The organism is Streptomyces sp. NBC_01497 (assembly GCF_036250695.1).
GTDB lineage: Bacteria > Actinomycetota > Actinomycetes > Streptomycetales > Streptomycetaceae > Streptomyces.
The window spans coordinates 6,309,005-6,331,454 of record NZ_CP109427.1; the positions used below are offsets into that span (position 1 = coordinate 6,309,005).

Consider the following 22,450-nt stretch of genomic DNA (forward strand, 5'->3'; position numbering starts at 1 on the left):
CCCACCGCGCGCGACGGATCAGGGACCGCGCCGGTCTCCAGTTGCTTCAACGGCCCTGGCACGGCCCGCGGGGGGCGCCGGCGGTCAGGTGTCCAGTGACGCGGCCCAGTGGGTCAGTGCCGCGAAGTCGGCCTCCCGCAGGCCCCGCGCGGGACGTACCCGCAGCAGGAGCGCTGGCGCGTCGTGGTGCCGGGCCACATGGGCGGTGTCCCGGTCCGTGATCATGTCGTCGACCCAGGCGAACGGCCGTCCGGCGGCCCACGCGAGCAGCGGCCTGGTCTTCCAGTACAGGCCGTCCGGGTCCCGGGCGAACAGGTGGGGCCACTCGATCACCGGCAGGCCGCCGGGGAGCCCCACGCGCGGCGCGATCAGGGTGTTCGCCTCGTGCATCCAGGTGGTGGCCCAGGCGAGTTCGAAGGGCAGCGCCAGCAACCGGGCGCCATGGTCCGCGTTGAGCCGGACGCGCAGGCCCCGGCGGTGCGGGCGGGAGCCGGGGGTCTGGCGGGCAAGCCAGTTCGCGGGGTGCAGGCGGTGGCTCGTGTAACCGCGCGGGCGGATCAGCCGCGCGGCGTACGGGTTGAGCGGGCTTATGCGGGCATGAGACATGTCCGCACCTTTCGGTGGCTGGGCAGAGACGAAGACGGATGGCGCGGATCGGCCGCACCGTCAGTCATGGATGAGGCAACCGCCCGCGAGGTCGGCTGTCCTCGCTGAAGATCATGGGGGCGTGTAGTCGAGGCGCACCATCGAGGTCAGCAGGACTGTCAGACCCGGGTGCCATGCTGTGCGGTCATGGATCTCGAACAGTTCTGGAATCTGATCAATGGCGGATGTTCCGACGATGGCTTCGACTACTTCCGCGGTTGGCTGATCGCCCAAGGCCGTAAGGCTTTCGAGCAGGTCATTGCAGATGCCGACCAGCTCGCCGATCTACCGGTTGTCCGGGCTGCGGCAGCCGAGGGCATCGATCTGGAAAACGAGCAGACTCTGAACATCGCCTTCAACGCCTACAAAGCAGCAACCGGTGAAGAGCTTCCCGGAGACGCCTTCACGATCAACTATCCCGCTCTCGATCCTGCCTGGAGCTTCGACTTCGAGGACGACAGCAAGATCGCGGCCAGACTCCCGCGTATCGCGGCGCTCTACCTGGGCTGAGGAAGGAGATCATCATGGGCACCTGGGACACCGGCCCCTTCGACAACGACGCGGCCGCAGACTTCGCCAATGCGCTCGACGACGCCGAGCCCGCGGAACGCGAGGCTTTGATCCGCGGTGTCCTCGCTCGCACCGTGGACGCCGCCGGCTACCTCAGGGAAGCGGAAGAGGCGGTGGCCGCCGCCGCTTTGATCGGGGCGCAGTGCCCAGGCGGCGAGCCCATCGACACTTCGTACGGCCCTGAATCCACCATGCCCGTATTTCCTGCCGACCTTCGGACGCTCGCTGACGACGCACTTGCCCGAATCATCACCGACGAGGCTGGGCCGGCCTCGAACTGGGTCGATCCGAGGGACTGGAAGCAATGGCAGACAATGCTCAACCGCCTTCGTGCTGTACTTGCCCCGGCCCCACCGTCCCTCTCGCTTTTCGATATCGAGCCATAGAGCCTTACTGATCAAGAAGGTTGAGCGGAACCGTTACTCGCGTACACAGCCATCGCGGCTCTGGGTGATTCGGCTCATCGCGGAGGCACCATGCGCAGACCTCCTGTGGTGGTGTCGCTGAGCTCGCGTCTCAGCGACACGATCTCCTCGTGCTGGGCGGCCAGCCGGGACAGAGCCGTGGTTCGGAAATTCTCTGCCCCGGAGAGTTCTTGGCTCATGCGTGCGATCCGCCCCCGTAGCCGGGCGACTTCCTCCTTGAGTCGGTCAATTTGGACAATCCGGGGGTCCGGCTCGCCTCCGGTTTCCCGTACCCGGCCCAGTCGCTGCTCGAATTCCTGCTTGAGGTGTGGATAGGTGCGATACAGCGTCGCTCTGGGAACACGTGACAGAGTGCTCAGAGACTTGATGTCGCACCTCAGCCCTTCGGGGATGTCCCCGCCCAGGAGCTGTTCCATCGCGGCCCGGATTCGGGCCTCCACCTGGGCATGACGTTCACTGGCCACTGTCGGTCCCCTCACTGTTTAAGCCCGTCGATGCGGCATCGATGGCGTCTACGATCCGCATCGCTCGGTCGAAGGCGTCCTGAGCCCGCCGCCGCTCCAGCGGGGCCAGCCTCGGGTTGCCGAGGAACACTTCCCGAGTGTTCTTTGCCTGGTCCGCCCATGTCTGGCGATGCTGCGGATGGTGGGTAGCCTGCGGGCAGCGCGCAGAGTCGCACATGCCGATGAGCGGTTCCGTCGCGTCCGGAGTCCCAGCCAGTGTCAGACACAGAGCCTTTTTTGGGTCGGTGAACCAGCAGTAGTTTGCAGCCCCCACGTGCAGGGTCTTCGCCCTGGTCTTGAGTAGCCGTTCGAGCCGCCGGTCATCTGTGAGGACGGGAGGTTGAGTTTCGTGCGCGGCCAGTTCCTCATCCACCGCACGAAAGGCCGCGATGAGATCGCGTGCTCCCCGGCCGGACGGCAGCTCCCCCTGCCGGTAGCTTTCGTAAGCTGCGACGGTCAGTCGGGTGTGCTCGGCTTCCTCTTCGGCTTGTACCTCGGCGAGGAACGCTGCTTGGTGCCCGCCTGGCCGAGCGGCGTACCCCTCTGTCGTAGCCACGGATACGTGCTTGAGATGCCACTTCGCAGCCAGGAGGCCATGCGGGCGCTGGGCGATGGACAGCGCGAGAGTACGGCGGAGAGCGCGCGGGTGCACCGGCCCATCAGGGATGGGAGCAAGGCCCAGACGCTGTCCGCAAGGTCCGTTGACCCAGTTCCGGAGAGCGGCATAGCGGTTGCGGGAGTTACTACCCGAAGAGAAGAGGAGTTCGCCGAGTTTGGTTCCAGTGACGGCCTCGGCTGCGGCCAGGGCCCGGTGAACCTCTTCGATCACCACCCAGGAGTCGGGTACCCCGCCGAAGTCCTCTCCCTTGATACGGCGGGAGTCCACCCAGAATCGGGGACTTTGGGAGCGGTTTTCGCGTCGACAGGCCCCGCCGGTGAGCTCGGCCAGCTCGGAGGCCCTCATACCGGAGAGCGCGGCGGTGAGGTAGAACGCGGCGCTGGCGATGACATAGACCATGGTCTCCAGTCCGAAGTGGTCCACAGGGATGGCGAACGGAACGGCGGAGCGGTCATCGGCCCGGGGAACAGCGGTGGCATCCCGACACCATGGTGGCTCGGTTCCGCACTGCCTGATCCAGGCTTCCAGGGGAGGTCGGAGACGTTCCAGATCGCGCCTCTTGGAGAGCGAGAGTGCGGTGTCCCTCACGAACGAGTCGAAGGCGAACGGCAGCAGGGGGTCGTCTTGCTCCCAGCCCCCAGCGAGTCGCCGGGCGATGTATCCGGGTGTGGTGCGCGGGGCGGGAACTCCTGCCCTCATCTGCCGCTGTACTTCATCAATGACCTGCGAGTACTGATCGAGGCGCAGCGAGGATCTGATTCCTGCCCGTGAGGTGATGGCTTGTCGGGCTTGGGTGGCTTCGGCTGCGACGTGAGGCCCGACCACGTCGATGAGGTAGATCGAGTTGCAGAGCAGGGGCCGCAGGATGTCGTCGGGCACAGGGGCGGTCTGATTGACGTCGGCGCGTTCGTAGCCAGCGACTTCGGCGGCGCTGCGGTCACCCCAGGGACGGAAGCCGGGTGCGTAGCAGTCTGGAAGCAACGGCGAGTAGGCCATGAGAGCTTGGGCTGTCAGGACGTATCCCGCGACGGTGCCGGGAGTGACGGACCGTTCCGGGTCCGTGCGGCTGCGGGAGATGACGCTCAGGTAGGTGTCGCAATAGGGCTGCCTGACGAGCGAGAGGCTGCTGATCCCAGCCCCGGAGAGGTGGTTGAACCAGGCTGTCAGCCGATTGACCTCGTGACGAAGGGTGGGGAGTGCGAGGGGGGTTCGGTAGGCCTGTGGAAGAACAGCGACGTCCGGGTGGGTGGGCAGGATGCGAGCCATCAGGTAGGCACGGGCGACGGTCCGCCAGCGAGGGTTGGCGATGGTGGTGAAGTCCAGGATCTTCTCGCTGCGGGGCCAAGACACAGGAGCGTCGGCCACCGCCGTCAGGTCCCAGATTTCTTGATCGAAGCAGGGGCCGCGCATACCGGGCTTGGTGCGGTATCCGGCGGTTTGGAGGATGTCCATCCCATGGAAGGGGTGCCGGTTCGAGTCGATTTGAGGCAGCGGAATGGCGCTGCTCATGGAGCCTCCTCCGGGTGTAGGGGTGCGAAGGCGGTGTCGGTGGCGGCTTGGATGGCCGCAGGACTGAAGCGCGGCAATACGTCGGCATCGAGTCGATCGGCGTAAGGGCCGAAGACCGCCAGGAACTGCGGCGCCGTCATATTCCTTGCCTGGTCCGAGAAGTACTTCTTGAGGCGGAGCAGGTTCGGTAGGTGACGTGGAGCGAAGACCGCGAGCGGGCACAGCAGACAGACCCAGGGACGGGCAGGACACAGCGTTCCGGCTGGGGCGTGAGGGCTGCTGTAAGGGTCGACACAGGAGGCCAGAAACACATCCTGTTCTCCGGCCAGCAGTCGCTTGACGGCGTCGGCGTCGAGCCCGTTCTGCCCGGCGAGGCGAGGGAAGTCGGCTACGAAGCGGGCTGCGTCCTGGTGAGTGACGACGACCGGTGGCTCGGCTTTGCGTCGAATGTCTCGCTGGGCGTCTTCGATGACCCCCTCGATGGCGTCCACCTGCGCGGGGGTGTGGTGGGACAGGTAGTGGTCGCCTTCGACCGTCGGGGTGTGGTTCGGGTCGATGGTGGTGCGACCGGTCCAGGCGGATCGGTCACGACGGTGGTGGTAGGTGGCGCGGATCCGGCCGCTGTGCTGGACGAGTGGCTGTCCGTTGTCGTCGAGCAGGCCAATCTCCTGCGCCCACCGTGTTCGCCACCACGGGGTGCGTGGGGCCGAGGACAGGCCGTGTCTGCCCGAATAGTGAATCCACATGTCATCGGCGATGTCTGTGGCGTGCTCCCGGAGCAGCGCGGAGTGCTTGAGCCATTGGTCCAGGAGCCGGACCGCGGGCCCGTTGATGTTGAGGGATTCGCGGCCGGTGCGTCCCTTGAAGTAGGACAGCAGGGCGGTGGAAGGGCCTGTGCGGGTGAGGTTGGTGCAGGTGAGGGCATCAATGCCGTCCGGAACGATGCCGGTCAGCATCGCCAGACGTAGGTTGTAGGCGAGTGCGACCGGGGCCGTGGGATGGAAGGCGTTACGGATTTCGGCAATCGTCTTCTCTGCCGTTGTGGGAGCCGCCAGGATCATGGTGCGGATGGCCTTGGCTGTGAGGGGGCCGGTGCGGTGGACCATCCAGGCGAGGTTGTCGAAGGTGATGCCGTGCGTCGCTGGGTCGGCTCCTCGGCCGGCGGCTTCCAGGATCTTGCGGTGGTCCCGCCAGGCGGTGGTGATGGTGGCGTTGGTGGCCTCATCGAGGCGCCGCCATTCGGCTTCGCTGTAGGGCCGGTTGGGAGTGGAGTCGCGCATCCGGTTGACGGACCGCCCATCGAGGTGGGCTTGGATGACGGCGTGGAGTTGGCCGCCGTTCGTGCGGTAGCCGGTCAGCATGATCCGGCTGTGCCGTTCGAAGGTGAACCCGGATGCAAGCCAGTACTGGGTGACCTGGGCGGGGGTGAGGCCGCTGAGACTGCCCCTGAAGTCGGCACCGCTCAAGTGCCGGGCGAAGTGGCGCGCGCAGCGGACGGCATGCCTGGCCTCGCGGTAAGTACGGATCGGCCCGACGGGGTGGGTCGCGGAGATGAGCCCCTGGGCGAGATCGGCGGCGAGGACGGCATCGGGGAGCTCGTGGAGGGTGCCGAGGTACGGGCGCTGCCCAGGAAGAACGAAGTGGACGGCGAGAGGATGGCGGAGTTCAGCGGGCATCGCTGTCCTGGAATTCGGTGGCGGCCTCGATCTGTTCGCACGGGGTGGGGGAGGTTTCCTCGTATGCCTCGCGGAAGATCCGTTGCGTGTCCAGCAAGTGGAGGTATGCCTGAGTGGTGGTGACGCTGGCGTGTCCCATCAGGTCCCGCAGAACCAGCAGTGGATCGGCCTTGGTGAGGTAGAGGGCCATGGCGTTGTCGCCGTCGGTGTCCACCACGAGCTGAGCGGCCCGCTGGTAGTAGCCCCGTACCAGCCGCTCCAGGGTGGTCATGGCAAAGGTGTGCCGGGTCATGTGGGGGGAGACGTGCGGGAACGCAGGATCGAACCGGTCGCGGACGCGGGCTGAGGTGCGTCGCAACACAGTGGCCCAGTCCACGAAGGGGGAGCCGTCCGACTGCACGGCGAGCAAGGCGCTACCTCCGCCGGGGGCGACGAGACGGCGTCGTTCGGCGGGGGTGAGGACGTGCCACCGCCGGTACGTGCCGTTGATGCGGGCACCCGCAAAAGTGGGCTCTTCGACGTACAGAGGATCTCCGGGCAGCCAGCGGGAGGCATCAGTGGAGGCGGCGCGCTCCAGCGACACATAGTCGTGGACACCGGCCAAAGCCTCGTAGGTGATCCACGTCTGCCGTCCCTTGCTGCCCTTTGCCGTAGGCGGAGCGAGTAGCAGAGGGATCGGTACAGGGGTGTGTTGCCGGGGTAGCGGTGGGAGCTCCCACACGGTCAGGTGGGACAGCTCGCGCAGCCGTAGTCCCGTAGAGAGAGCCAGGGCGACTCCAGCCGCGTTCCGACCGGTTTCCCGGCCCCGGAAGCTGCGGTCTGGCTCACCATCGGGATAGTTGCCGGCCAAGGCGTTCATCAGCAGCTCGGCGTAGGGGCGCTCCAGGTACTTGCGGGTGGCGTGGCGCTTGGCGCCTCGTACAGTCGCCAGATTGCGTGCCGACTGCACTCGCACGCCATCGGGCCGCCGGTACGAGCCTTCGGCGTAGCTGAACGGAACATCGGTGCAGTACCCGTTACCCACGGACCACTCGTAGAAGGCGGCGATCGTCTTGACCGCCAAGTTCCAGCTCGTCCCCTCCAGCCGAGCCTCCAAGGGCCCCGACAGCCGGTGTTCGGCGTAGGCGGACAGTGCACCACGGAGCCGGAACTGGTCGGCGAACACGTCGACGCTGTGCTCGGTCAGGAACTCGGACCAAGACTTGAGCTGCTGGGCATAGGTCCGCCAAGTGTTCGGGCTGGGGGCTCCGGTGACGGGTAACTCCTGGAGCCACCGGTTCATCGCCACAGTGGGTCGAGGGCCGTTCTCGTCTTCGAAGCGGAGGTCTTCATCGATGAGGACGGGCATCCCGTCTCGGATGAGGGGGCGCGATAGAAGGCCCCAGTTCTTCCAGCCAGTGGGGGAGAAGGAGTGCAGGATCACGCCCGGCACGTTATGTGAGACGTAGTGGAGTGCAAGCGATAACGGTGGGATTGTCACCCTTGCGAGTGAGACAGCGAGACACGCTCAAACCGCAAAGCTAAGCGGGCCGTCGACATCGAGGAGCAGCAACGGGCGGTGCGGGAGGTCCGTCATGCCCAGGACATGTCCCGAACCGGCCGTCGTCACTCCCCGCGCGCGGCGCACTCGCAGAGCGGCCCCGTACGGCGGCCGCCGGTACCGCCGCTTACCGCAGGGCCGCTCGTACCGCCGCACCCCCTGCCGGGGCGCACCGGCGTGCCGGGTGCGGCGGCGCGGTCAGAAGTCGGCGCGGGCCGGCTCGTCCAGGCGGGCCACGGAGTCCTGGGCGTACGTGCGCACGTACGCGGCCCTGGCCCGCTCGATGGCGCCGTCGCGGCGGGCCGCCTCGCTCCTCGGGTACAGCAGGATCAGTTCGTGGCTGCGCTCCCGCTCGATGGTGCCGTGCGCGTCGCGCCACTGGCCCCGGCCGTCCTGCACGGTCAGGCCTTCCGGGAAGGACGGGGTGACCTCGCGGTCGACGAACGCCGCGAACTGCGCCTCGGTGACGGCCGGGCCGCCGTCGGGGCGTTCGGTGCCGAAGAACAGCCGGGTCTCCGTGTAGGCGGCGGCGGGCGGTTCCGCCCCGCGCGGCGCGGCCGGGACGGCGGGCCGGCCGGCGCCCGGTGGTGTGTCCTGGCTCGTGCGGTGCGCGCTGTGCCGCGCGGCGGATCCGGAGTCGAGGCCGGTGTACGAGCTGGGCGCGCCCACGCCGAACAGGGCGGTCACCGCGCAGCCGAGCGCGAGCAGGCTGGAGCGGTGGGGCAGGAAGAAGGTCGTCACGGACGACACTCTGCTGATCCCGGCCCGCCCGCGTGGCCCGCCCGGGCCGGGCTCACCCTCCGCGCGGCCCCTTTTCACCCGATGCGCCTACTGGCGGTACCCGCTCAGGAACCGGCCGATACGGCTGATCGCCGCGTCCAGGTCGTCCGCGTACGGCAGGGTGAGGATGCGGAAGTGGTCGGGGCGGGGCCAGTTGAAGCCGGTGCCCTGGACGACCTGGATCTTCTCCCGCAACAGCAGGTCGAGGACGAACTTCTCGTCGTCCACGATCGGATGGACCTTCGGGTCGAGCTTCGGGAACGCGTACAGCGCGCCCTTCGGTTTGACGCAGGATACGCCGGGGATCTCGTTCAGCTTCTCCCAGGCGCGGTCGCGCTGCTCGTGCAACCTGCCGCCGGGCGCGGTCAGTTCGCGGATGGACTGGCGGCCGCCCAGCGCGGCCTGGATGGCGTACTGCGCGGGCGCGTTGGGACACAGCCGCATCGACGCGAGGACGGTGAGGCCTTCGAGGTAGTTGCGGGCGTGCTGCTTGGGCCCGGTCACGACGAGCCAGCCGGAGCGGAACCCGGCCACCCGGTACGTCTTCGACAGGCCGCTGAAGGTCAGGACGACCAGGTCGGGCGCGAGCGCGGCGGCACAGTGGTGCACCGCGTCGTCGTAGACGATCTGGTCGTAGATCTCGTCGGCGAACACCATCAGCTGGTGGCGCCGGGCGAGGTCGAGGATGCCCTCCACGATCTCGCGCGGATAGACGGCGCCCGTGGGGTTGTTGGGGTTGATGATCACGACGGCCTTCGTGCGGTCGGTGATCTTCGACTCCATGTCCGCGAGGTCCGGGTTCCATGCGGAGGACTCGTCGCAGACGTAGTGCACGGGACGGCCGCCCGCGAGCGAGGTGACCGCCGTCCACAGCGGGAAGTCGGGCGCGGGGATGAGGACTTCGTCGCCGTCGTCGAGCAGTGCCTGTACGGCCATCGAGACGAGTTCCGACACACCGTTGCCGAGGAACACGTCGTCCACGCCGACATCCAGGCCGAGCGCCTGGTAGCGCTGGGCGACCGCGCGGCGCGCGGAGAGGATGCCCCGCGAGTCGGTGTAGCCGTGGGCCTGCGGCAGCATCCGGATCATGTCCTGGACGATCTCCTCCGGCGCCTCGAAGCCGAAGAGGGCGGGATTGCCGGTGTTCAGCCGCAGGACGCTGTGGCCCGCCTCCTCCAGCGCGTCGGCCTGCGCGATCACCGGCCCGCGGATCTCGTACAGGACGTTGCTGAGCTTGCTCGACTGCCGGAACTCCATGGCGTGGCCTCCCCGACCGATTGCGATACTTGGTTTTACCAAGCTTGAGCTTGGAAAGTCCAACAACATGTCTAGACTGCGAGCCATGCCACGTCGCCGAAGCTACGACCAGTACTGCGCAGCGGCCCGCGCCCTCGACACCGTCGGGGACCGCTGGGCCCTGCTGATCGTCCGGGAGCTGCTGGCGGGACCCCGCCGCTACACGGACCTCCACGCCGACCTGCCGGGCGTCAGCACGGACGTCCTGGCCTCCCGCCTGCGGGACATGGAGCGCGACGAACTGGTCACCCGCCGGAAGCTGCCGCCGCCCGCCGCGGCCGTGGTGTACGAACTGACCCCGCGCGGGGCGGGGTTGCTGCCGGTTCTCGGCGCACTGGCCGCCTGGGGCGCGCCCGACCTCGGCGAGCCGGGACCCACGGACGCGGTACGGGCGCACTGGTTCGCCCTGCCGATGCTGCGCATCCTCGGGGAACGGGCGGGGGCCGCGGCGGGCACGGTGGACGTACGGCTGGACGAGGGCACGTTCCACGTACACCTGGGTGCGGCGCCCGCGCCCCGTCCCGCGGGTGCGGCCGGAGCTTCGGAAGCGATGCCCGCGTCGGGCGCCGCCCACGCCAGGGACGCGGCACGTGGGGCAGGCGGTGCGGCGGGGACGGCCGTGGCCGCCGTCGCGCGGGTGCCGGGAACGGCGTACGGCGAGGGCCCGGCCCCCGCCGGCCCCGACGCGGCCCTCGCCCTCGACACGGCCACCTGCCGCGCGCTGTGCGGCGGCACACTGGCGTTCGCCGAGGCCGTGGGAGCGGGCTCGGTCGTCGTCGAGGGGGACGGCCCGCTGGCGAAGGCACTGCGCGGACCGTGACCCCGCGGTGGCTCCGGCGGCTCCGGCTGCGGCGTGCGCGGTCCGCCACCATCCGCAATCCGCAGGCCGCGTCCGCCGGGCCGGCCGGCGGCAAGGGAGGATGGGGCGGTGCGACTCGAAGCGATCACCTGGGAACGGCTGACCGACGCCCTCGCCGACCGGCTGCTGACGAGCGAACCGCGCGACGGCGCCTCCCGGCTGCGCGTCGGCCTCGACGGCGCGCCCGCGGCCGGTACCGGGCGTCCCGCGGCGGCGCTCGCCGAGGCGCTGCGGCTGCGGGGCCGCCCGTCGGTCGTCGTCGACACGGAGGGCTTCCTGCGACCCGCCTCGCTGCGCTACGAGTACGGGCGCGAGGACCCCGACGCGTACTACGGCGGCTGGTACGACACCGGCGCGCTGTGGCGCGAGGTCTTCGGCCCGCTGGAGGCGGGCGGAACGGGGCGCGTCCTGCCGGACCTGTGGGACCCGGAGACCGACCGCGCCACCCGCAGCGAACCGGAACAACTGCCGCCCGGGGGCGTGCTTTTGCTGCACGGGCCGCTGCTGCTCGGCCAGTGGTTCCCCTTCGACCTGACGGTGCACCTGGACCTGTCACCGGCCGCGCTGCACCGCCTCACCCCCACGGAGCGGCGCTGGACCCTCCCCGCCTTCGAACGCTACGCGGCCGAGACCGACCCGCGCGGCTCGGCGGACGTGATCGTGCGCGCAGACCGCCCCGAACACCCGGCCTGGACGGGCCTGCCCGACTGACGGGCCGCCGCCGTCGCCGCGCCCCCGTGCGCCGCGCGGGCGCGGCGACGGCCAGCACCTCCGCGATTCCTGCACCTCCGCGATTCCCGCACGTCCGTGCACCCCGCACGTCCGCGTATCCCGGAGGTCCGAAGACCCGCGGCCCGGACACACCCGTAGCTCCGGCAACCCGCACGCCGGACGCACCCGCAGTCCCGCGCACCCCCGCCCACCCCCGCAGGCCGGACGCACCCGCCATCCTGCGCACTCCCGCACCCCCGCCCACCCCCGCAGGCCGGACGCACCCGCCGTCCCGCGCACCTCCGCAGGCCGGAGGCACCCGGTCCCGCCCACCTCCGCAGGCCCCTCGCCCCGCCGTCCCGCCCACCCACAACTCCAGCCACCCCGAAAACTCCAGCCACCCGCGGCGCCGAACCCGCGCGCGGGCCCGCGCACCCCCGGTGCGCGGACCCGCGGCCGTGGCCCTCGGCCTTCGGCCACCCCGGCGGCGTCTACGCCGCCATCGCATGGTCCAGGGCGCCGTTGGGGTTCAGCACGTACTTGCGGCTGGCGCCCTTGTCGAACTCCTCGTACCCGCGCGGCGCGTCGTCCAGCGAGATCACCGTCGCGTTCACCGCCTTCGCGATCTGCACCTTGTCGTGCAGGATCGCCATCGCGAGCTGGCGGTGGTACTTCATCACGGGGGTCTGCCCCGTGTAGAAGCGGTGGGCCTTCGCCCAGCCGAGCCCGAGCCGTACCTTCAGCGTGCCGGTCTGGGCGTCCGCGTCCACGCCCCGCGGGTCGTCCGTCACGTAGAGGCCGGGGATGCCCAGCGCGCCGCCCGCCCTGACCGTGCTCATCAGGGAGTTGAGGACCGTCGCCGGTGCCTCGCCCGCGTCCTTGCCGTGGCCCTTGGCCTCGAAGCCGACCGCGTCGACCGCCGCGTCCACCTCGGGCTCGCCGAGGATCTGAGCGATCTGGTCCTCCAGCGGCCCTTTCGTCAGGTCGACCGTCTCGCAGCCGAAGCTGCGGGCCTGGGCGAGCCGTTCCGGGTTGAGGTCGCCGACGATGACCACGGCGGCCCCGATCAGCTGCGCCGCCGCCGCGGCCGCGAGGCCCACCGGGCCCGCGCCCGCCACGTACACCGTCGAGCCGACCTCCGTACCGGCGGTGATCGCGCCGTGGTAGCCGGTCGGGAAGATGTCCGACAGCATCGTGAGGTCGAGGAGCTTGTCCATCGCCGCGTCCCGGTCGGCGAACTTCAGCAGGTTGAAGTCCGCGTACGGCACCATCACGAACTTCGCCTGGCCACCGACCCAGCCGCCCATGTCGACGTAGCCGTAGGCGGCGCCGGGACGTCCGGGGTTGACGTTCTCGCAGATGCTGGTCTGCCGCTCCTTGCAGTTGCGGCACCGTCCACAGGCGATGTTGAACGGGACGGAGACGACGTCGCCGACGTCGATGAACTCGACGTCGGGCCCGCGCTCCACCACCTCGCCGGTGATCTCGTGTCCGAGGATGAGTCCCTCGGGGGCCGTCGTCCTGCCACGCACCATGTGCTGGTCGCTGCCGCAGATGTTGGTGGCGAGGATCTTGATGATGACGCCGTGCCGGCAGATCCTGCCGACGTTCTGGGGGGCCACGCCCGGCCCGTCCTTCAGTTCCAGCGTCGGGTAGTCCGTGGTCTGTACCTGCACCACGCCCGGTTCGATGTAGGCGACCGCCCTGTTTCCTCCAGCCATGCCCACTCGCCGTCCCTTCGGAAGTTCGCGTTGTCCGGCTGATGAAGTCCGTTCTGCCCGTAACGGTTGTGTGGTCGATCTCACAGTAGGGCGAGTCCGTGAACGGGACAACGCCGACGGGTCGCCGCCGGATCCCCCGCCCGCCTCTTCCCGCGTGCCCGGGCGCCGGGGTGGGAGTGTCCGCCGCGCCGCCCGCCACCTCGGCGGGGCCGGGGCAGGGCGGTCCGGCCCGGCCGCCCGGGACACGGCGTTCGCGGCACCGGTCGGGGCCGGGCGGGGTCCCTGGGGGCTGCCCCGTATCCGGCGCTGCTCCCGACGGTGGTCGCGACCGTCTTCCATTCCACCGATTCTTCACGGTTCGTTCAGATCACCGTCCAAGCCACCACCGGCAACCGACTTTGCTAACCGGGCCGACCGTCCTACTGTCGCCCCGGACCAGCACGTCAGTACGGTCGTACACATGACGCCGAGGGGCTGAGGGGCACCACACGATGCAGGGGACTGTCAACGGATTCAGCTACGGCCTCGTCACGCCGGTCGTCGCCTTCCTGATGGCGTGCCTGGGCGGGGCACTCGGTCTGCGCTGCGCCGCCCCCTCCCTGCGCGGACGGGTGCCGTGGCGCCCCGGTGTGCTGGTCCTCGCCACGATCGCCATCGGCTGCGGTGTGTGGACCATGCACTTCGTCGCGATGACCGGGTTCTCCGTCGACCAGGTCGGCGTCGGCTACGACCGCCCGACCATGCTCGCGAGCCTCGGTGTGGGTCTGCTGATGATCGGTGCGGGACTGTTCGTCGTCGGGTACCGCGGCGCCACCAGGATGTCTCTCGCCACCGGCGGCACGCTGACCGGGCTGGGCATCGCGAGCATGCACTACCTCGGCATGGCCGGCCTGCGGATCCACGGGCAGATCGAGTACAGCACCGTCACGGTGGTCGCCTCGGTCGCCGTCGGTGTCGCGGCCTCGGTCGCCGCGCTGTACGCGACGGCCCGGCAGCGGGGCGCCGTGGCGGGCCTGACCGCCGTGGCCTGCCTCGGGGGCGCCGCCACCGGGATGCACTATCTCGCGATGGCCGGCTCTCAGGTGCACCTGGCGGCCCCCGCGCCCGCGACGCACCCGGCGGGCGGCTCCGACCTGGGGCTGCTGCTGCCGATGCTCGCCGGTCCTGTCGTCTTCCTGGTGCTCGCCGGACTCGTCATGATCTTCGAGCCGCAACTGCTCTCCGGCTCGGCCGCGCCGCGCCGTACGACGGCGCCGGACGCCTCCAGGGCCCGCACGGGCGGCCCCGTGCAGGACGGGGGCTCCTGGGCCCCGGGCGCGGGCGGCATGCTCCCCGCCCCGCGCCTGCGGCCCCGCCGCCACCACCCGCAGGGGCGGGCGCCGCAGGAGCGGGCGCCCCAGCCCGTACGGCGTGGCTCGTCCGACCTCCACGACTGGTGACCGCCGCCGGCGCCCGCGGGCCCGCGGCGGCGTCGCGGGCGTGAGCCCCGCCGCTCCGGCCCACGACGCCGCGCGGCTCCGCGCCTACCGTCCGTGACGCCGTGCCGCCCCGACAGGCGGCTCTCCCGGGCCGCCGCTGCCGCCGCAGGGGCCCGTCGTGGCGCCCGATGGGGGTTCCGCCGCAGGTGGAAGGCGGCTCGGGGGGCGTTGTCAGTGGGGAGTCGTACGGTTGACTCCATGCGGCCCGTAACTCAGATCGAACGCACTCTGGCGCCTTTCGAGGTCGTCAGCCCCTATCAGCCGAGCGGCGATCAGCCGGCAGCCATCGCCGACCTTGAGCGGCGCGTCCGCGCCGGGGAGAACGATGTCGTCCTGCTCGGCGCGACGGGCACGGGCAAGTCAGCCACCACGGCCTGGATGATCGAGAAACTCCAGCGGCCGACCCTGGTCATGGCGCCGAACAAGACGCTGGCCGCCCAGCTGGCGAACGAGTTCCGTGAGCTGCTGCCGAACAACGCGGTCGAGTACTTCGTCTCGTACTACGACTACTACCAGCCCGAGGCGTACGTGCCGCAGTCGGACACGTACATCGAGAAGGACTCCTCCATCAACGAGGAGGTCGAGAGGCTGCGCCACTCCGCGACGAACTCGCTGCTCACCCGGCGGGACGTGGTGGTCGTGGCCTCCGTGTCGTGCATCTACGGCCTGGGCACACCGCAGGAGTACGTGGACCGCATGGTGCCGCTGAGGGTCGGCGGCGAGTACGACAGGGACGACCTGCTCCGGCGTTTCGTCGAGATCCAGTACACGCGCAACGACGTCGCCTTCCAGCGCGGCACCTTCCGGGTCCGGGGCGACACGATCGAGATCTTCCCGGTCTACGAGGAACTCGCGGTCCGCATCGAGATGTTCGGGGACGAGATCGAGGCGCTGTCCACGCTGCACCCGCTGACCGGCGAGGTGATCAGCCAGGACGAGTACCTGTACATCTTCCCCGCGAGCCACTACGTGGCCGGCCCCGAGCGCATGGAGCGCGCGGTGGGCGACATCGAGGAGGAGCTGGAGCGGCGCCTCGCCGAACTGGACAAGCAGGGCAAGCTCCTGGAGTCCCAGCGGCTGCGCATGCGCACGACGTACGACATCGAGATGATGCGCCAGATCGGGTCCTGCTCCGGCATCGAGAACTACTCGATGCACTTCGACGGCCGCGACTACGGATCCCCGCCCAACACCCTCCTGGACTACTTCCCCGAGGACTTCCTCCTCGTCATCGACGAGTCGCACGTCACCGTCCCGCAGATCGGCGCGATGTACGAGGGTGACGCGTCCCGCAAGCGCACGCTGGTGGACCACGGTTTCCGGCTGCCGTCAGCGCTCGACAACCGGCCGCTGAAGTGGGAGGAGTTCCAAAAGCGCGTCGGCCAGACCGTCTACCTGTCGGCCACGCCCGGCGCCTACGAGCTCTCCCGGGGCGACGGTGTGGTCGAGCAGATCATCCGGCCGACCGGGCTGATCGACCCGGAGGTCGTCGTCAAGCCGACGCAGGGCCAGATCGACGACCTGGTGCACGAGATCAGGGAGCGCACGGAGAAGGACGAGCGCGTCCTTGTCACCACACTCACCAAGAAGATGTCCGAGGACCTCACGGAGTACTTCCTCGAACTGGGCATCCGGGTCCGCTACCTGCACAGCGACGTCGACACCCTGCGCCGGGTGGAGCTGCTGCGCGAGCTGCGCGCCGGCGAGTACGACGTGCTGGTCGGTATCAACCTCCTGCGGGAGGGGCTGGACCTGCCCGAGGTCTCGCTCGTGGCGATCCTCGACGCCGACAAGGAGGGCTTCCTGCGCTCGGGCACGTCACTGATCCAGACGATCGGCCGCGCCGCGCGGAACGTGTCGGGCCAGGTGCACATGTACGCGGACAAGATCACGCCCGCGATGGCGCGCGCCATCGACGAGACCAACAGGCGGCGTGAGAAGCAGATCGCGTACAACACGGAGCGCGGTCTGGACCCGCAGCCGCTGCGCAAGAAGATCAACGACATCGTGGCGACGATCGCGCGCGAGGAGATCGACACGGACTCCCTGCTGGGCACGGGCTACCGGCAGACCAAGAGCGGCAAGAACGGCAAGCCGGCCAAGGCGCCCGTGCCCTCCCTCGGCGCCGCGGCCAGGGGCGGCAAGGGGTCCGAGGGCGGCGAGGTCCTCACGGACCGGCCCGCGACTGAACTGGCCGGGATGATCGAGGAGATGACGGACCGGATGCGGGCCGCCGCGGGAGACCTCCAGTTCGAGGTGGCCGCGCGCCTGCGCGACGAGGTCGGTGAGCTGAAGAAGGAGCTGCGGCAGATGCGGGAGGCGGGCCTGGCCTGACGGGCGGCGCGGCCGCCTCCGCCGCGTACACCGGTGCCGGTCCTGTGTTGCAGGACCGACACAGTCGGCGTGAGGGCCTCCGGGCTGGGCAGCGTCCCCGCGTAGGGTGCCCGAAACCGCACACGGCCGTGGGGCGGGGGGACCGGTGAGAAGGAGGCCAGGGCGTGGTGGACACATCCAAGGGCGGTTCGTCCGGCGGGGGCGTCAGCCTGAGCAAGGGCCAGGCGATCAGCCTGGAGAAGAGGGGCGGGGGAACCCTCACCGCGGTGCGCATGGGGCTCGGCTGGCAGGCGGCCAAGCGCCGCGGCCTGTTCGGGATGCGCAATCGCGATATCGACCTGGACGCCTCGGCGGTCCTCTTCGCCGACAAGCAGCCGGTCGACGTGGTCTTCTTCCGTCACCTCGTCAGTGACGACGGGTCGGTGCGCCACACCGGGGACAACCTCGTGGGCGGCGAAGGACAGGGCGGGGACGACGAGTCGATCCTGGTGGACCTGGCGCAGGTGCCGGCGCACATCGACCAGATCGTCTTCACGGTCAACTCCTTCACGGGCCAGACGTTCCAGGAGGTGAGCAACGCCTTCTGCCGCCTCGTGGACGAGACGAACGGCGAGGAGCTGGCCCGCTACACGCTGGACGGCGGCGGCCAGTACACGGCGCAGATCATGGCGAAGGTCCACCGCTCGGGTGCGGGCTGGCAGATGACCGCCCTGGGCAGCGCGGCCAACGGCCGTACCTTTCAGGACCTGATGCCGGCGATCCTCCCGCACCTCTGAGACCTCTGAGACCTGAGGCCGCGGAACGCCTCCGCCGGTCCCGGCCCTGCCCGGCGGGGACCGGCGGACGTGTTCCGGGGGTGTGCCCGGCCGCTCGGTGACGTGCGGGAAGGGATGTGCGGGGTGTGTGGGATGCGCCGATGGTGACTCCTGCTGTCCGCCGGGTCAGGGATGGCCTGGTGCCCCACGGGTCGGCGTCGGGCGCTGCTGGCTTTACCCAAAGCTTCTCAGTAAAGCGCTGTGACCTGCGCACTTGAATATTCTTTACCCATTACTTTACTTATTCATGGGCATCCCTGTACCGTTGTGAGCAGCGGAGGGGAGTACTCCCACATCGCGACGTACCCGTCAATACGGATCGCCATCGGTCCCGGGGCGTCGGCCTGGCAGTGGCGGTGGCCGCCCAGGTGGAAGAGACCTCCGGCAGGCAGTTCGACCCGCTCGACACTGCCCCAGTCGTACGACGCCGGAGGCACGATGGACATCTCGTTGACCCTGTGGCTGCTGACCGTCCTCGGTCTGACGGCCCTGATCGCGATCGACTTCTTCATCGGTCGCAAACCCCATGAGGTCTCGGTCAGGGAGGCCGGAGTCTGGACGGTCGTCTGGCTCGCCCTGGCCGGCGTGTTCGGCCTCGGCCTGATGGTGTTCGGCAGCGGCAAGGCCGGCGGCGAGTTCTTCGCCGGATACGTCACGGAGAAGTCGCTCAGTGTCGACAACCTCTTCGTGTTCATCGTGATCATGGCGAAGTTCGCGGTGCCGCTCCGGCTCCAGCAGCGTGTGCTGCTGTTCGGTGTGCTGATCGCGCTGGTACTGCGCGCCGGGTTCATCGCGGCGGGTGCCGCCGTCCTCGCGAGCTTCTCGTGGGTGTTCTTCCTGTTCGGCGCGTTCCTCATCTACACGGCCTGGAAGCTGATCCAGGAGGCGCGTTCGGACCACGACGGCGATGAGGAGTGGGAGGAGAACCGTCTCCTCAAGTCCATCGAGCGCCGCTTCGGCGTGGCGGACAAGTACCACGACACGAAGCTGTTCATCCGGCGAGGCGGCAAGCGCGTCCTCACGCCGCTGATGGTGGTCATGCTCGCCATCGGCACCACGGACGTGATGTTCGCGCTCGACTCGATCCCCGCGATCTTCGGCCTCACCCAGGACCCGTACATCGTCTTCACGGCCAACGCGTTCGCGCTGATGGGCCTGCGGCAGCTGTACTTCCTGATCGGCGGGCTGATGAAGAAGCTGGTCCACCTCAGTTACGGCCTGTCGGTGATCCTGGGCTTCATCGGCGTGAAGCTCGTCCTGCACGCGCTGCACGAACTGGGGGTGCACGTCCCCGAGATCGGCATCACCCTCTCGCTGTCGGTGATCGGCGGGGTGCTGCTCATCACGACCGTCACCAGCCTGATCGCCACCCGCAAGCAGACCGCGACGGCCGCACCGGCCACGGCCGCGCACTCCGGTTCCCCCCGCCCGAACGTGGAAGAGGGCGGCAGGAACAAGGACAGCGCGGACGTCTGAGTCGTCCGTCGCCCTCGACTGGTCGGCGGCCGAGGGCGACGGGCCCGGCCCCCGTCCGCGATCCGTACCGGATCGCGGACGGGGGCCCTTTCTACGCGCCGGGCCGTGCCCCGCCGGCGAGCGCGGGACGGATCAGTACCACACCGTCACGCGGCGGGCCGGGCCGTCGACCCGTACCGTCCCGCCGTACGGCACGATCAGCTGCGGGTCCGTGTGCCCGAGGTCCATGTCGAAGACGGCCAGGGTGTCCGGCGCGTACTCACCGAGGGCGCGTTCGACGGCAGCCCGCTGCTCACGGGCGTACCGCGCCCCCTCGGCCGGGGTGGTCCGCCGGTTCAGCGCCCAGGTCTTCGGCCGGGCCATCAGCAGCGCGGGGAACCGGGCGAGCAGCCCGCGCCCGCCCATGTCGCACAGGATCCGGTACACCTGCGAGGCGGACGGCATCTCCTCCGACGTCTCCAGCAGCAGCACGCAGCCGTCGTAGACCGAGGGGTCCGCCTGGATCTCGCGCTCCGCCGCGAGGAGCGACGACAGCACCTCCAGGTTGCCGCCCCAGCTGGACCCCTCCACCACCCGCTCGGGGCCGTGCCAGGACCAGCCGCCCGCCGGGCGGGTCTCCGGTTCGGTATCGAACGTGGCCGGATCCGCCCAGTCCCGGGCCGTGTCGCGGAACCGGGCCGCCGGGCGCAGTTCGTAGGGCCCCGACGTGAACAGGGCGGCCCGCAGCGACGCGGCCGTCAGCGGGTCCATCCGGCCCGGCCTGCCGAACTCCACCATCACGCTGCCGCCGTGGTAGCCGACGATGCCGGTGTTCCACAGGTACGCCAGCAGGTTGGTGTTGTCGCTGTAGCCGAAGAACGGCTTCGGGTTCGCGGCGATCAGCTCGCGGTCCAGGTGGGGCAGCACGGTGATCTGGTCGTCACCGCCGATGCTCGCGATGACGGCCCTGACCGCGGGGTCGCCGAACGCCGCGTGGATGTCGGCGGCCCGCTCGCGTGCCGTGGCCCCCATCCGGCGCGTCGCGGGGTACTCCACCGGTTCGAGCCCGAAGTCGTCGGCGAGCCGGCGCAGCCCCAGTTCGTGGGGGAGCGGCAGGAGGCCGGGCAGGCCCGAGGACGGTGAGATCACGGCGATCCGGTCGCCGGGACGCGGCTTCGGCGGGAGGACCGGGACCCGCGCCGTGCTGGGGCGGTCGGGCCCTCGCGACGGGGGGCCCGGGCGCGCGGGGCGTGGTGTCGGCATGGCGCCGAGGCTAGTGAGCGCCGACCCGACGTACGAGCGAATAACCCCGCGGTCTAGCGTGGTCGCCGAAAACCGACGGCCGGGCGCATATCGGAGCCTGGCCTGCGCCGGTACCCATGACGGGACCGGTGGCGGGACCGGTCCTGCGGGGCCGGCCCGCAGCGGTGGCGAGACCGGTACGCGAAAGAGGGTGCGGCGTGCTGCCGGAACTGACCGTGAGCCGGGGCTTCACGTCCTGGACGCTCGACCCGGCGGCGCTGGTCGCGGTGGTCGTGCTCGCCGGGCTGTACGCGTACGGCGTCGCGGGGCGCGTCCGCTCGGGGCAGCGCCTGCCCGTGGTGAGGGCCGCCTCGTTCGTGGTGCTCGGGCTCGGCACGATCGTCGTCGCCACCATGTCCTCGCTGGCCGTCTACGACCGGGTGCTGTTCTGGCCCGCCGCGGTGCAGAACATTTTGCTCGACCTGCTGGCGCCGCTCGGCCTGGCCCTGGGCGACCCCTTGGCCCTCGCGGCGCCGGACGGGCGACTGCGCCGGGCGATGACCTCGCGGCCCGTGCGGCTGTTGACGTTCCCGCTCGTCAGCTCCCTGTTCGTGCTGATCTCGGAGCTGGCCATCTACTTCACGCCGTACTTCCCGACGGCTCTGCACAACGACCTGGTGCGGCAGTTGATGCACGCGCAACTGCTCGTCACCGGTTCCCTGTTCGTCCTGCCGATGCTGACCGGCCAGGAGTTGCTGCCGCGCTGGTGCACCCATCCGATCAGGGCCGCGCTGGTGTTCGTCGACGGACTCTTCGACTCGATCCCCGGCATCGTCGTGATGACGAGCGGCACCCTCGTCGCGGGGCCCTGGTACCGGGCGCACCCCCGCGGTTGGGGGCCCACGCTCCAGTTCGACCAGATGCTCGGCGGCGGCCTGATGCTGACGCTCGCGGAGATCGTCGCCCTGCCCTTCCTCATCGCGGTGTTCTTCCAGTGGTGGCACACAGAGCGGGACCGCACCGCCGAACTCGACGCCCGCCTCGACGCGGAGCTGACCCCGGTGGGACCGGCCGCCCCGGTGGGCGCCGCCACCACGGGGACGCGCGTGCCCGCGGCCTCGGACGCGGCCCCGGCGGACACCGCGGATTCCGGGCTGGTGCGCCCCTGGTGGGAGACCGACGACGGCGAGGTCGGGCAGCGGATGCGCAGAAGCCGCTGACCGCCGCGCCATGGCCGGCGCCGGACGAGGGCGGCCGCCCGGCCGGCCGGACCCGGTCGCCGTGGGCCCCGCCGGGGCCCGTCCGCGTGCGTTACGGTCGGTGCCGTGATCGTCGTCGCCGGTGAGTCCCTGATCGACCTGGTCCCTGCCGAGCGGGCGGGCGGGGCACTCGCGCCCCTGACGCCCCGTCGCGGCGGTGGCCCGTACAACACGGCTGTGGCCCTCGGCCGGCTCGGCGACCGGGCCGCGTTCTGCTCGCGGATCTCCACCGACGCGTTCGGCGAGGCGCTCGTGGAGGGGCTGCGCGAGGCCGGTGTCGGCCTGGCGTTCACCCAGCGCGGGCCGCAACCCACGACCCTCGCCGTGGCGACGGTGGCCGAGGACGGCTCCGCCGGATTCGGCTTCCACGCGGAAGGGAGCGCCGACCGCCTCTTCGCGCTTCCCACGGCCCTGCCACCGTCCGTACGGGCGATCGCGTTCGGTACGTGTTCGCTCGTCCTGGAGCCCGGGGCCACGGCGTACGAGGCACTGCTGCGGCGCGAGGCGGACCGGGGCGTCTTCACGCTCCTCGACCCGAACATCCGCCCGGGCCTGATCCCGGACGCGGGCGCCTACCGGGCCCGCTTCCGGTCCTGGCTGCCCTCCGTGTCCCTCCTGAAGCTCTCGGAACAGGACGCGCAGTGGCTGGAGGGCACGCCCGAGGGCTGGCTCGGCAGTGGGCCCGCGGCGGTGGTGCTGACCCGGGGCGGCGCCGGGCTCAGCGTGTTCACCGCGGCGGGCGGTGAGGTGTCGGTGCCCGCCGCGCCCGTCGAGGTCGCCGACACCATCGGCGCCGGTGACACGGTCAACGCCGCGCTGCTGCACAGCCTCGCCGCCCACGACGCGCTGACACCACCCGCGCTCGTCTCCCTCGGCGACAGCGGCTGGCGCGAGGTGCTGGCCTTCGCCGCCCGCGCGGCGGCGGTGACCTGTTCCCGGCCCGGCGCGGACCCCCCGTACGCCTCGGAACTGCTGTCGGCGTGAGGCCGCGCGGGCCCTCGGGGACCGGGCCG

General features: G+C 70.3%; 20 protein-coding genes. 10 read left to right on the forward strand and 10 right to left on the reverse strand.

What is annotated here, in order from left to right:
* Window positions 1–84: 84 nt before the first annotated feature.
* Window positions 85–606, reverse strand: coding sequence for a hypothetical protein (locus OG310_RS26610; RefSeq protein WP_329458390.1), 522 nt, complete (start codon window positions 604–606; stop codon window positions 85–87).
* A gap of 186 nt (window positions 607–792) precedes the next feature.
* On the opposite strand from OG310_RS26610, the gene OG310_RS26615 reads away from it, so the two are divergent.
* Together OG310_RS26615 and OG310_RS26620 are read left to right on the forward strand one after the other, a co-directional pair.
* A complete protein-coding gene (locus tag OG310_RS26615) occupies window positions 793–1,155 on the forward strand; it encodes a DUF4240 domain-containing protein (RefSeq protein ID WP_329458391.1) in 363 nt (120 codons plus the stop codon).
* 14 nt (window positions 1,156–1,169) lie between these two features.
* Complete coding sequence (locus tag OG310_RS26620) at window positions 1,170–1,601, forward strand: DUF4259 domain-containing protein (RefSeq protein WP_329458392.1); 432 nt, start codon at window positions 1,170–1,172, stop codon at window positions 1,599–1,601.
* Between the two features lie 74 nt (window positions 1,602–1,675).
* Here OG310_RS26620 and OG310_RS26625 read toward each other — a convergent pair whose 3' ends face one another.
* The 6 genes from OG310_RS26625 to OG310_RS26650 form a co-directional block, all read right to left on the reverse strand.
* Complete coding sequence (locus OG310_RS26625; protein WP_329458393.1) at window positions 1,676–2,104, reverse strand: hypothetical protein; 429 nt, start codon at window positions 2,102–2,104, stop codon at window positions 1,676–1,678.
* Entirely contained in the window at window positions 2,094–4,271 is a 2,178-nt protein-coding gene (locus tag OG310_RS26630) for an integrase (protein ID WP_329458394.1), read from the reverse strand. The genes OG310_RS26625 and OG310_RS26630 overlap by 11 nt, the downstream gene beginning before the upstream one ends.
* Window positions 4,268–5,947 carry a hypothetical protein gene (locus tag OG310_RS26635; RefSeq protein ID WP_329458395.1) on the reverse strand — a complete coding sequence of 560 codons (1,680 nt, stop codon included), beginning with the start codon at window positions 5,945–5,947 and terminating at the stop codon, window positions 4,268–4,270. The genes OG310_RS26630 and OG310_RS26635 overlap by 4 nt, the downstream gene beginning before the upstream one ends.
* Window positions 5,937–7,370, reverse strand: a complete 1,434-nt coding sequence (locus OG310_RS26640; RefSeq protein ID WP_329458396.1) for a tyrosine-type recombinase/integrase — start codon at window positions 7,368–7,370, stop codon at window positions 5,937–5,939. The genes OG310_RS26635 and OG310_RS26640 overlap by 11 nt, the downstream gene beginning before the upstream one ends.
* 315 nt (window positions 7,371–7,685) lie before the next feature.
* Window positions 7,686–8,228 (reverse strand): DUF3574 domain-containing protein, encoded by a 543-nt coding sequence (locus OG310_RS26645; protein ID WP_329458397.1) that lies wholly within the window; start codon window positions 8,226–8,228, stop codon window positions 7,686–7,688.
* An 87-nt stretch (window positions 8,229–8,315) separates the two neighbouring features.
* Entirely contained in the window at window positions 8,316–9,524 is a 1,209-nt protein-coding gene (locus tag OG310_RS26650) for a pyridoxal phosphate-dependent aminotransferase (RefSeq protein WP_329458398.1), read from the reverse strand.
* 67 nt (window positions 9,525–9,591) lie between these two features.
* Between OG310_RS26650 and OG310_RS26655 the strand changes: the two genes are divergently transcribed.
* Together OG310_RS26655 and OG310_RS26660 are read left to right on the forward strand one after the other, a co-directional pair.
* A complete protein-coding gene (locus OG310_RS26655) occupies window positions 9,592–10,383 on the forward strand; it encodes a winged helix-turn-helix transcriptional regulator (protein WP_443078735.1) in 792 nt (263 codons plus the stop codon).
* A gap of 108 nt (window positions 10,384–10,491) precedes the next feature.
* Window positions 10,492–11,133 (forward strand): uridine kinase, encoded by a 642-nt coding sequence (locus OG310_RS26660; protein ID WP_329458400.1) that lies wholly within the window; start codon window positions 10,492–10,494, stop codon window positions 11,131–11,133.
* Window positions 11,134–11,624: 491 nt separating this feature from the next.
* Here the strand turns inward: OG310_RS26660 and fdhA are convergent, their stop codons facing one another.
* A complete protein-coding gene (gene fdhA / locus OG310_RS26665; protein ID WP_329458401.1) occupies window positions 11,625–12,854 on the reverse strand; it encodes a formaldehyde dehydrogenase, glutathione-independent in 1,230 nt (409 codons plus the stop codon).
* A gap of 491 nt (window positions 12,855–13,345) precedes the next feature.
* Here fdhA and OG310_RS26670 point away from each other — a divergent pair, with 491 nt between their 5' ends.
* The 3 genes from OG310_RS26670 (at window position 13,346) to OG310_RS26680 (ending at window position 17,442) form a co-directional block, all read left to right on the forward strand.
* Window positions 13,346–14,293, forward strand: coding sequence for an MHYT domain-containing protein (locus tag OG310_RS26670; RefSeq protein ID WP_329458402.1), 948 nt, complete (start codon window positions 13,346–13,348; stop codon window positions 14,291–14,293).
* A gap of 237 nt (window positions 14,294–14,530) precedes the next feature.
* On the forward strand, window positions 14,531–16,666 hold the full coding sequence (gene uvrB / locus OG310_RS26675; RefSeq protein ID WP_329458403.1) for an excinuclease ABC subunit UvrB: 2,136 nt from the start codon (window positions 14,531–14,533) through the stop codon (window positions 16,664–16,666).
* Window positions 16,667–16,875: 209 nt separating this feature from the next.
* The gene (locus tag OG310_RS26680) at window positions 16,876–17,442 is read left to right on the forward strand and encodes a TerD family protein (RefSeq protein ID WP_329460397.1); all 567 of its coding nucleotides are present in this window, start codon (window positions 16,876–16,878) and stop codon (window positions 17,440–17,442) included.
* Between the two features lie 284 nt (window positions 17,443–17,726).
* Here the strand turns inward: OG310_RS26680 and OG310_RS26685 are convergent, their stop codons facing one another.
* Window positions 17,727–17,927 carry a hypothetical protein gene (locus tag OG310_RS26685; RefSeq protein WP_329458404.1) on the reverse strand — a complete coding sequence of 67 codons (201 nt, stop codon included), beginning with the start codon at window positions 17,925–17,927 and terminating at the stop codon, window positions 17,727–17,729.
* Between OG310_RS26685 and OG310_RS26690 the strand changes: the two genes are divergently transcribed.
* Window positions 17,920–18,957, forward strand: coding sequence for a TerC family protein (locus OG310_RS26690; RefSeq protein WP_329458405.1), 1,038 nt, complete (start codon window positions 17,920–17,922; stop codon window positions 18,955–18,957). The two genes, OG310_RS26685 and OG310_RS26690, sit on opposite strands and share 8 nt — an antisense overlap.
* Before the next feature lie 132 nt (window positions 18,958–19,089).
* Here OG310_RS26690 and OG310_RS26695 read toward each other — a convergent pair whose 3' ends face one another.
* On the reverse strand, window positions 19,090–20,199 hold the full coding sequence (locus OG310_RS26695) for a S66 family peptidase (protein WP_329458406.1): 1,110 nt from the start codon (window positions 20,197–20,199) through the stop codon (window positions 19,090–19,092).
* Window positions 20,200–20,396: 197 nt separating this feature from the next.
* Here OG310_RS26695 and OG310_RS26700 point away from each other — a divergent pair, with 197 nt between their 5' ends.
* Window positions 20,397–21,398 carry a cytochrome c oxidase assembly protein gene (locus tag OG310_RS26700; protein WP_329458407.1) on the forward strand — a complete coding sequence of 334 codons (1,002 nt, stop codon included), beginning with the start codon at window positions 20,397–20,399 and terminating at the stop codon, window positions 21,396–21,398.
* A gap of 105 nt (window positions 21,399–21,503) precedes the next feature.
* The gene (locus OG310_RS26705; RefSeq protein ID WP_329458408.1) at window positions 21,504–22,421 is read left to right on the forward strand and encodes a carbohydrate kinase family protein; all 918 of its coding nucleotides are present in this window, start codon (window positions 21,504–21,506) and stop codon (window positions 22,419–22,421) included.
* Window positions 22,422–22,450 lie beyond the last annotated feature (29 nt).

Coding starts and splice junctions, on each gene's coding strand:
- OG310_RS26610 (WP_329458390.1), bottom strand. CDS start 606: ATGTCTCATGCCCGCATAAGCCCGCTCAACCCGTACGCCGCGCGGCTG.
- OG310_RS26655 (WP_443078735.1), top strand. CDS start 9,592: ATGTCTAGACTGCGAGCCATGCCACGTCGCCGAAGCTACGACCAGTAC.
- OG310_RS26670 (WP_329458402.1), top strand. CDS start 13,346: ATGCAGGGGACTGTCAACGGATTCAGCTACGGCCTCGTCACGCCGGTC.
- uvrB (WP_329458403.1), top strand. CDS start 14,531: ATGCGGCCCGTAACTCAGATCGAACGCACTCTGGCGCCTTTCGAGGTC.
- fdhA (WP_329458401.1), bottom strand. CDS start 12,854: ATGGCTGGAGGAAACAGGGCGGTCGCCTACATCGAACCGGGCGTGGTG.
- OG310_RS26650 (WP_329458398.1), bottom strand. CDS start 9,524: ATGGAGTTCCGGCAGTCGAGCAAGCTCAGCAACGTCCTGTACGAGATC.
- OG310_RS26635 (WP_329458395.1), bottom strand. CDS start 5,947: ATGCCCGCTGAACTCCGCCATCCTCTCGCCGTCCACTTCGTTCTTCCT.
- OG310_RS26620 (WP_329458392.1), top strand. CDS start 1,170: ATGGGCACCTGGGACACCGGCCCCTTCGACAACGACGCGGCCGCAGAC.
- OG310_RS26630 (WP_329458394.1), bottom strand. CDS start 4,271: ATGAGCAGCGCCATTCCGCTGCCTCAAATCGACTCGAACCGGCACCCC.
- OG310_RS26695 (WP_329458406.1), bottom strand. CDS start 20,199: ATGCCGACACCACGCCCCGCGCGCCCGGGCCCCCCGTCGCGAGGGCCC.
- OG310_RS26690 (WP_329458405.1), top strand. CDS start 17,920: ATGGACATCTCGTTGACCCTGTGGCTGCTGACCGTCCTCGGTCTGACG.
- OG310_RS26615 (WP_329458391.1), top strand. CDS start 793: ATGGATCTCGAACAGTTCTGGAATCTGATCAATGGCGGATGTTCCGAC.
- OG310_RS26685 (WP_329458404.1), bottom strand. CDS start 17,927: ATGTCCATCGTGCCTCCGGCGTCGTACGACTGGGGCAGTGTCGAGCGG.